9 protein-coding genes and 1 riboswitch are annotated in these 7,680 nt (G+C 42.7%); of the genes, 7 read left to right on the forward strand and 2 right to left on the reverse strand.

What is annotated here, in order from left to right; genetic code table 11:
- Positions 1-233, reverse strand: a 233-nt coding sequence (locus tag ACEYKX_RS10495; protein ID WP_373780727.1) for a NapC/NirT family cytochrome c, incomplete at its 3' end; no start/stop codon positions are given.
- A gap of 175 nt (positions 234-408) precedes the next feature.
- Positions 409-2,136: a LuxR C-terminal-related transcriptional regulator gene (locus ACEYKX_RS10500; protein ID WP_373768131.1), complete on the reverse strand. Its 1,728-nt coding sequence runs from the start codon at positions 2,134-2,136 to the stop codon at positions 409-411.
- A gap of 154 nt (positions 2,137-2,290) precedes the next feature.
- A riboswitch (molybdenum cofactor riboswitch) is annotated at positions 2,291-2,426 on the forward strand.
- Between ACEYKX_RS10500 and moaA the strand changes: the two genes are divergently transcribed.
- From moaA to ACEYKX_RS10535, 7 genes are all read left to right on the forward strand, one after another.
- Positions 2,416-3,435 (forward strand): GTP 3',8-cyclase MoaA, encoded by a 1,020-nt coding sequence (gene moaA, locus ACEYKX_RS10505; protein ID WP_373768130.1) that lies wholly within the window; start codon positions 2,416-2,418, stop codon positions 3,433-3,435. It overlaps the preceding riboswitch by 11 nt.
- A 237-nt stretch (positions 3,436-3,672) precedes the next feature.
- Complete coding sequence (moaC, locus tag ACEYKX_RS10510; RefSeq protein WP_373768129.1) at positions 3,673-4,152, forward strand: cyclic pyranopterin monophosphate synthase MoaC; 480 nt, start codon at positions 3,673-3,675, stop codon at positions 4,150-4,152.
- A gap of 98 nt (positions 4,153-4,250) precedes the next feature.
- Positions 4,251-4,496, forward strand: coding sequence for a molybdopterin synthase sulfur carrier subunit (gene moaD, locus ACEYKX_RS10515; protein ID WP_373768128.1), 246 nt, complete (start codon positions 4,251-4,253; stop codon positions 4,494-4,496).
- Entirely contained in the window at positions 4,497-4,946 is a 450-nt protein-coding gene (moaE, locus tag ACEYKX_RS10520) for a molybdopterin synthase catalytic subunit MoaE (protein ID WP_373768127.1), read from the forward strand.
- A gap of 31 nt (positions 4,947-4,977) precedes the next feature.
- Positions 4,978-5,466, forward strand: coding sequence for an rRNA maturation RNase YbeY (ybeY, locus tag ACEYKX_RS10525; protein ID WP_373768126.1), 489 nt, complete (start codon positions 4,978-4,980; stop codon positions 5,464-5,466).
- Positions 5,466-7,292, forward strand: a complete 1,827-nt coding sequence (locus ACEYKX_RS10530) for a GNAT family N-acetyltransferase (RefSeq protein ID WP_373768125.1) — start codon at positions 5,466-5,468, stop codon at positions 7,290-7,292. Before ybeY ends, ACEYKX_RS10530 begins: the two co-directional genes overlap by 1 nt.
- Before the next feature lie 125 nt (positions 7,293-7,417).
- A partial coding sequence (locus ACEYKX_RS10535) for a substrate-binding domain-containing protein (RefSeq protein WP_373780726.1) occupies positions 7,418-7,680 on the forward strand: 263 nt, incomplete at its 3' end.

Here is a 7,680-nt window from a genome sequence, read left to right on the forward strand (position 1 = left end):
ACTTTCGCTTTCACATAATGCATCGGATCTTCAGGAATATGGCAATCCGAACATTCCGCCCGAATCCCTTTACGGTTAGAAAAATGCACACTTCCCTCCCACTCCGCTTGTGGGTGAGTCATCGAGTGGCAACTCACACAAAATTCCGTCGAACCGGTTGCTTTCATCACATACTGCGTCCCACCAAAAATCCCAGCCCCCACAAGCATTAAAGCGATACTGCCCAAGATCATTTTTTTCTTCACGTTCACAACTCCCCACACAAAAAATCAATAAAAAGTCTGTGGAAATTATAGTTTTCAGCCAAGGGGATTCAATACGCAGATTTGCGTATTTAGCGATAGAAATAAGGGAAAAGAGAATGAAATTGTAAATGAAATGTAAGAAAGTATTACCGTCAAAATGAACCTAAACCCTAAACCACGGCGGTAGTTGAAATTTGGCTTCGGCAAATAACGATGGGGCAATTACGGTATTTTTGCCTTGCTGGATTTGAAAGACTAAGTGAGGTTGGCTAATGGATAAATCGGTGGTGTTATCGGGGTAAGTTAAGCCGATTTGTTCATCATTGCCGAGAAAATAAGTGCCGTTTACGCCGTGATAAATCAACGAACGTACGCCATTTAACACTTCTTTAAACGCTCTTGGGGTCGTGCTGTGTTGCCAAGTATTTGCCAAAATATGCACTTGGTCATAGGCAACACTGGCTTGGGAATAGCTAGGCTGATGTCCGAAAAGTTGTTGATATTGTTGGCGAAATTGTTGCCCGATATGGTTGGTACTTAGCCCTGTGGTGGACGCCCAAACCACGCCTTCGCAAAGTTGCTGATGGGGAAGTAATACCGACGGGGCGTAAATGCTGTAAATAATGGCGTTAATCGGTTGTTGAATAAAGGCTTGGTGAAAATCCAAAATGTCTTCCGCAAAATAGGACGCTAATACCACCATTGACGGCATTAATTGATGGATCTGTTTCATTGCATAATCAAAAGCCTGTTCGGACTTTTCCAATTCAATCACTTCCACCGACCATTTCAACGCTTTTGACGCTAAAATCAGTTGTTCTACGCCTATGTCGATTTTTTGCCATTTCACATTGATAATCAGCAACTTGCGTTGTTTAACAAACATCGGGTAATGTTGTTGATAATGCTGTAAAAATCGCATTATGCCTAACCCGTAATTCACATCACTGGCACACACTTGGAAAATATTTTCAATTTTTTCCACAGGCAAATGTTGAGCCAATTTATTTGTGGTGCTATGGGTGGCAATGTGAAGATAAGGGATACCTTTCATTGCGACCAGTTCGTGAATTTCAGGCGAGTAACAGGCATAGTTGGTTGAAATCGCATCGACTTCTTTATCAAATAGCTGTTGATAGGCTTGACGAATACTTTCGCTATCTTCCACACAGAACCCTGCGGTTTCCAAATGCAATTCTCGTCCGTTAATCCCACCTTGTCGGTTGATGGTTTCTACCGCTAACAGTGAGCCGTTTAATAGCTCTTGGGTATCAATCTGCCCTATGCCCTGTTCCACATAGGGTATGCCGATGGTGATCGGTTTTGCATTTTGATGTTTGATGGAAAATGCGTTTACCTTCGTGAAATTGTCACGCTTTTTAGCCTGTTGTTCAATGTCATAACTGGCTAATATGGATTGCGTAAGATTTCCCGGTGTCGGTAAACGGCACAGATTTTCTGTCACTGCAAATACGGCAAGGATAGTGCGGTTATCAATTTGCGTTTTTTCAAAGATATGTTGAATATGTTTTGCGACGGTGCGTTCGCTGATGTAAAGCTGTTCCGCAATTTCTCCGTTGCTTAAACCGCTACTGATTAGGGTTAAAATATCTAACTCCCGATGGCTAAGCTCAAAGGGTAACGCCATTTGTGTCGCTTGCAAGAGGCAGAATGATTGTTTGTGTCGTTGTAAATCGACCTTGAACCATTCGTTGGTTTCCGGTTTGCAATAGAAAAAAGCAAGATGATCGCGTTTGGTGTAGAGTAAGGCTTGGGCGTAATGAATTAGGTCATCAAATGTTTTGAGATACTCTGCCCCTGATGTATCTTCCCACTCTAAAACGGCTGCCTGTGTATCGACAAGACATGACCATTGCGTTCTAGTGTTCATTGCTTCTCCTTTATTTAAGCGCTCTAGCCTAACAGAAAGCAATTTAAAAATCTTGATATGTATCAAAAGGATAAATACGCTTTAATAAATGATGTTAAATTAGACAATTACCATCTTATTGCTTGCTTAATTGTTATTCCGTTACTACAATTCCCAAATTATCCGACTCCGAGCCTGTTTTCCTAAGTCTAGCGATATGGAAACTGTGCCTGTAATTTGTTGATTACACAGGGAAAGTTGAGAAATCGGCTCTCCTCTCATATTTAGAAAGGTGTCACATTGCAAATCCCAATTAGAAATGTGGGAAACGAGTTCGAGCAAGGTTTGATCGACCGTTTCCAACGTCAATACACTTATTTACGGTTATCGATTACCGATGTCTGTAACTTTCGTTGCAACTATTGTTTGCCCGATGGTTATCGTCCGCCGTCGCATAAACAAACCTTTCTGTCTGTCGATGAAATTCAACGTGTTGCTCAAGCCTTCGCCAATTTAGGTACGGAAAAAATCCGTATTACTGGTGGCGAGCCGACCTTACGCAAGGATTTTTTAGAGATCGCTCATCATATTTCACAAACGGCAGGTATTCGCCAAGTTGCTTTAACGACCAACGGTTATCGCCTTTTCCGTGATGTGGAAGCATGGAAACAGGCGGGAATTACTCATTTAAACGTGAGTGTTGATAGCTTAGATCCACGTCAATTTCATTTGATTACGGGGGAAAATAAGCTGGCGACGGTATTAAATGGTATTGATCGTGCCTTTGAGATTGGCTATAAAAAAGTCAAAGTGAATGCCGTGCTGATGAAACAATATACCGCTAAAGGTTTGGACGATTTCTTACGTTGGATTAAAGTTCGCCCTATTCAAATACGATTTATTGAGTTAATGGAAACCGGCGAAATGGATCACTTTTTCCAGCAACAGCACCTTTCAGGGCAATCCATTTTAGAACGATTAACTCAAGAAGGTTGGCAATTGCAACCTAAAGCGATGTCTGACGGCCCAGCCAAAGTGCTTGCCCACCCTGATTATCAAGGGGAAATTGGTTTGATTATGCCTTATGAGAAGAATTTCTGTGCCAGTTGTAACCGTTTGAGAGTGTCGGCACTCGGCAAATTACACCTATGTCTGTTCGGTGAAGAAGGGATTGATATTCGGGATTTATTGCAATCGGACGAGCAACAATCTCAACTTGAAGCCAGATTGAAATCCGCCCTGCAAGGCAAGCGTGAACACCATTATTTGCATATTGGCGATAGTGGGGTAAGAAATAATTTGGCGTCGATTGGGGGGTAGATATCCTTTTCAAAATCGTTTGACAAATCTCCCCTACCCCCTCTTTGCTAAAGAGGGGGATCAGATCGAAGAAACTTACTTGTTCATCTTCAAATAAAAAATCGTTTTGAAGAACTTCGATATTGATTTTTCGTTTGAGCCAGTTCCCCTCTTTAGCAAAGAGGGGGTAGGGGAGATTTGACAGAATCCCAATCAAAGTGAGAGAGTAAATAGTCAATTTATAAATAAGAGAAACCAATGAACACCTTTACCCATATAAACCAAAACGGCGAAGCCAATATGGTTGATGTTTCCGCCAAACAAGATACCGTGCGAGAAGCTCGTGCGGAAGCCTTTGTGACAATGAACCCTGAAACGTTACAGATGATCATTTCGGGCAACCACCACAAAGGCGATGTTTTTGCGACCGCTCGTATTGCCGGTATTCAAGCGGCAAAAAGAACGTGGGAATTAATCCCTCTTTGCCACCCGCTTCTGCTTTCTAAAGTGGAAGTGCAACTCGAAGCGTTGCCTGACAAAAACCAAGTACGGATTGAATCTCTGTGTAAATTGTCAGGAAAAACAGGGGTTGAAATGGAAGCCTTAACCGCAGCCAGTGTCGCTGCTTTAACTATTTATGATATGTGCAAAGCGGTGCAAAAAGATATGGTAATCGAACAAGTGCGATTACTCAGTAAAAGCGGTGGGAAATCAGGCGATTTTGTCGCAAAACCATAACATTTTGTAGGGGCAAATCATATTTGCCCCGATAATTCAAAATATAACAAGGGCGAATGTAATTCGCCCCTACAAATTATTGATAAGATTAGTTAAAAATGATTAAAGTACTCTTTTTCGCCCAAACCCGTGAATTAGTGGGCATAGATAGCTTAGACGTTGAAGCAACTTTCACTACTGCTGAACAGCTTCGCCAACATTTAGCCGAACGTAGCGACAAATGGGCGTTAGCACTACAAGCAGGGAAATTATTAGTCGCCATCAATCAAACTATTTCCCCTTTGTCTGCAGAAATCAAAGACGGAGATGAGGTGGCATATTTTCCACCTGTAACCGGGGGCTAAATGGAAACCTTAATTCGGGTTCAACAAGATCCCTTCGATCAAAATGCGATCTACAAATGGCTGAGTGAGCAACACTCTGTCGGTGCGACTACCCTTTTTGTCGGCAAAGTGCGTGAAATGAATTTGGGCGATAGCGTGTCAGGTTTATACTTGGAATACTACCCTGCAATGACTGAAAAAGCCTTACAAGAAATTGTCGATGAAGCCAGAAGCCGTTGGGAATTACAACGTGTTGCCGTTATTCATCGTATCGGACAACTTTATACGGGCGATGAAATTGTCTTAGTCGGTGTCAGTTCTGCTCATCGAGGCAACGCCTATCACGCCAATGAATTTATTATGGACTATCTCAAAACCAAAGCACCATTCTGGAAACGTGAAACCACCAACCACGGTGAGCGTTGGATTGATGGGCGTGAAAGCGATCAACAAGCGGCGGATAAGTGGTAACAAGCGGTTAGATTTTAGGAATATTTTGTAAATGAATTTATATATCGATCTCCAAATTGCATCTGAAAATACAGCAGGCTTACCGACGGAAACTCAATTTCAACACTGGGTGGATAAAGCGTTAGCAATGGAAGCAAAAACGGCGGATTACCCTGAAACCGAAATCACGATTCGGATTGTTGATGAAGCGGAAAGTCACGAGTTAAATTTAACCTACCGTGGCAAAGACAAACCAACTAACGTACTCTCTTTCCCGTTTGAAGTCCCTGAAGGCATTGAATTGCCACTGTTAGGGGATTTGATTATCTGTCGTCAAGTCGTTGAAAAAGAAGCGATTGAACAAGAAAAACCGCTCGAAGCTCACTGGGCGCATCTCGTCATTCACGGCACATTGCATTTGCTTGGCTACGACCATCTCACCGATAAAGAAGCGGAAGAAATGGAAAGTCTGGAAACGGAAATTATGCAGTCGCTAGGGTTTGATGATCCCTATATTGCGGAAAAAATAATTGAAGAATAATGCGTCATCTAGCGATTATCGATCATCTCCCATCTTCTTTTGACACTGTCGATGTCGGCGGTATTTTCTTACCTGATTCGCCGACATCTCTCCCCTTCTCTAATGCCAAAACCTTACTCGGTCAAGAATTTCCCTATGCATTTTATGATATGCGAGCCGAAGGTGGTGTTTGCCTAAATCTTGACGCATTGGCGATTGTGGTAGGTACGATTCAAGAAGGCGGTACGCTCTATTTAGTGTGTCCTGACTGGGATAATTTAGAGCAACAAGTCGATTTTGATGCGTTACGTTGGAACGCTCAACAGCCGATTAGCACGCCGAATTTCTATCGTTATTTTAAAGTGTTAGTTAATGAAATTCTGCCCCCGTTTACGGGAGAAGTACCCTGTGAAGCAGGAGGAAGGGGGAAAATTGTCTTTACCCAAGATCAGCAAAATATCTTCGATAACTTACCGCTTGATCCTGCGGATATTCATCTTATTCTCGCTCCCCGTGGTCGTGGAAAATCGACATTATCGGGCAAGCTCGCAGAAAAACTCTCTCCGCAATATACGGTATCCATTACCGCCCGTAGCCATTCAGCCTTGCCGAATTTTTGGAAAGGGATTGAAAGCGATAAGGTCAAATTCTTTGCTCCTGATCGTTTAATTCAGATGATCGAACAGCAAAATATCTCACCGAAGCAATGGCTATTTATTGATGAAGCGGCGAGTTTGCCTTTGCCGATGTTACAACGGTTTTGTACCTATTTTGATAAGGTTGTGCTAACCACGACAACTCAAAATTATGAAGGTACCGGGCGTGGTTTTTGCTTGAAGTTTTTGCCGACATTAAGCCGTTCTACGAAACAGTGGACATTGAGCCAACCGTTGAGATGGGGGGAAAATGATCCGTTGGAAGCTTTTATTAATCAATTATTGCTGTTGGAAGATAAAATCCCCTCTTTCCCCCTCTCAGCCTTCGGCAGTTCCCCCCGCAAGCAGGGGGAGCGAACTTTAGCGCAGTATATTAATTTCTATCACCTACTCGCCCAAGCACATTACAAAACAACGCCAACGGATTTACGCCGTCTGTTTGATGCCCCTGAGCAGCATTATTTTTATCTCGAAGAACAAGAAAGGTTGATTGCAGGTTGTTGGGCGGTAAATGAAGGGGGATTAGATGAGGAACTCACTCAAGCCATTTGGCGGGGCGAACGCCGTCCGCAAGGGAATTTGGTTGCTCAATATCTCTGTTTTCAGGGGAATTTGCCTGATGCCTGCCGTTTAAAATCGGTGCGAATTTCTCGTATTGCCGTACAGCCTGAATATCAGAAGCAAGGCTACGGCAAGCGGTTAGTTTTGCAAAATATTTTGCAAATCGCACCGCTTGCGGATTTTGTTTCCGTCAGTTTTGGAATGACCGAAACGCTTCTGCGCTTTTGGCAATCCTGCGGGTTCGAACTGGTGCAAGTCACGCCGACAGCCGAAGCCAGCAGCGGCTATCCGAGTGCGATGATGCTCTACCCCATTTCTGAATCAGGTAAACGCTTTGTGCAAAAAGCGAAAGCACAATTTGAGCGTGATTTTCCGTTGATTCAAGGTGATGAAGGTGCAATGGATCTTGACGAACAAGATCGGCAAAATCTTTACGGTTTTGCTTATGGACAAAGAACCGTTCAGTCTTGCTATGCCAGCCTGAAACGCCTTTATCGGCAATATCCGAGCGAACTTCATTTGCTCAAAGAAACCCTTTTCCTTCCTCTTAGTCGATTTTCACCGAAGAAATCTTGGGTACAACAATTACGTCAAACTGTACAAAACTTAAACTTATTTCAAGTTAAGTAAAGTAATCGTTTGCAATTTTGTGAGTATGATCACATTCTTTTTCCTTTTTTTGGAGTAAAATTTCAGCCTGTTACTCGTAAAGTGACAATTTAAACTGAATCTAAAAATCCAATTAGGAGCCCATTATGAAAAAAACAGTATTAAGTGCAGTTGCATTCGCGGTAGGTTTGGGTGCAATCGCGTCAACAGCGCAAGCGGCAGATCGTATCGGTGTCACCATCTACAAATACGATGATAACTTTATGTCGTTAATGCGCCAAGAAATCGAAAAAGAAGCAAAAGCGCTGGGTGGCATTGATTTATTAATGAATGACTCACAAAACGCACAATCCATCCAAAATGACCAAGTGGACGTGTTAATTTCTAAAGGGGTTAAAGCTCTTGCCAT

It is taken from the genome of Glaesserella sp., assembly GCF_041817755.1.
Lineage (GTDB): Bacteria > Pseudomonadota > Gammaproteobacteria > Enterobacterales > Pasteurellaceae > Glaesserella.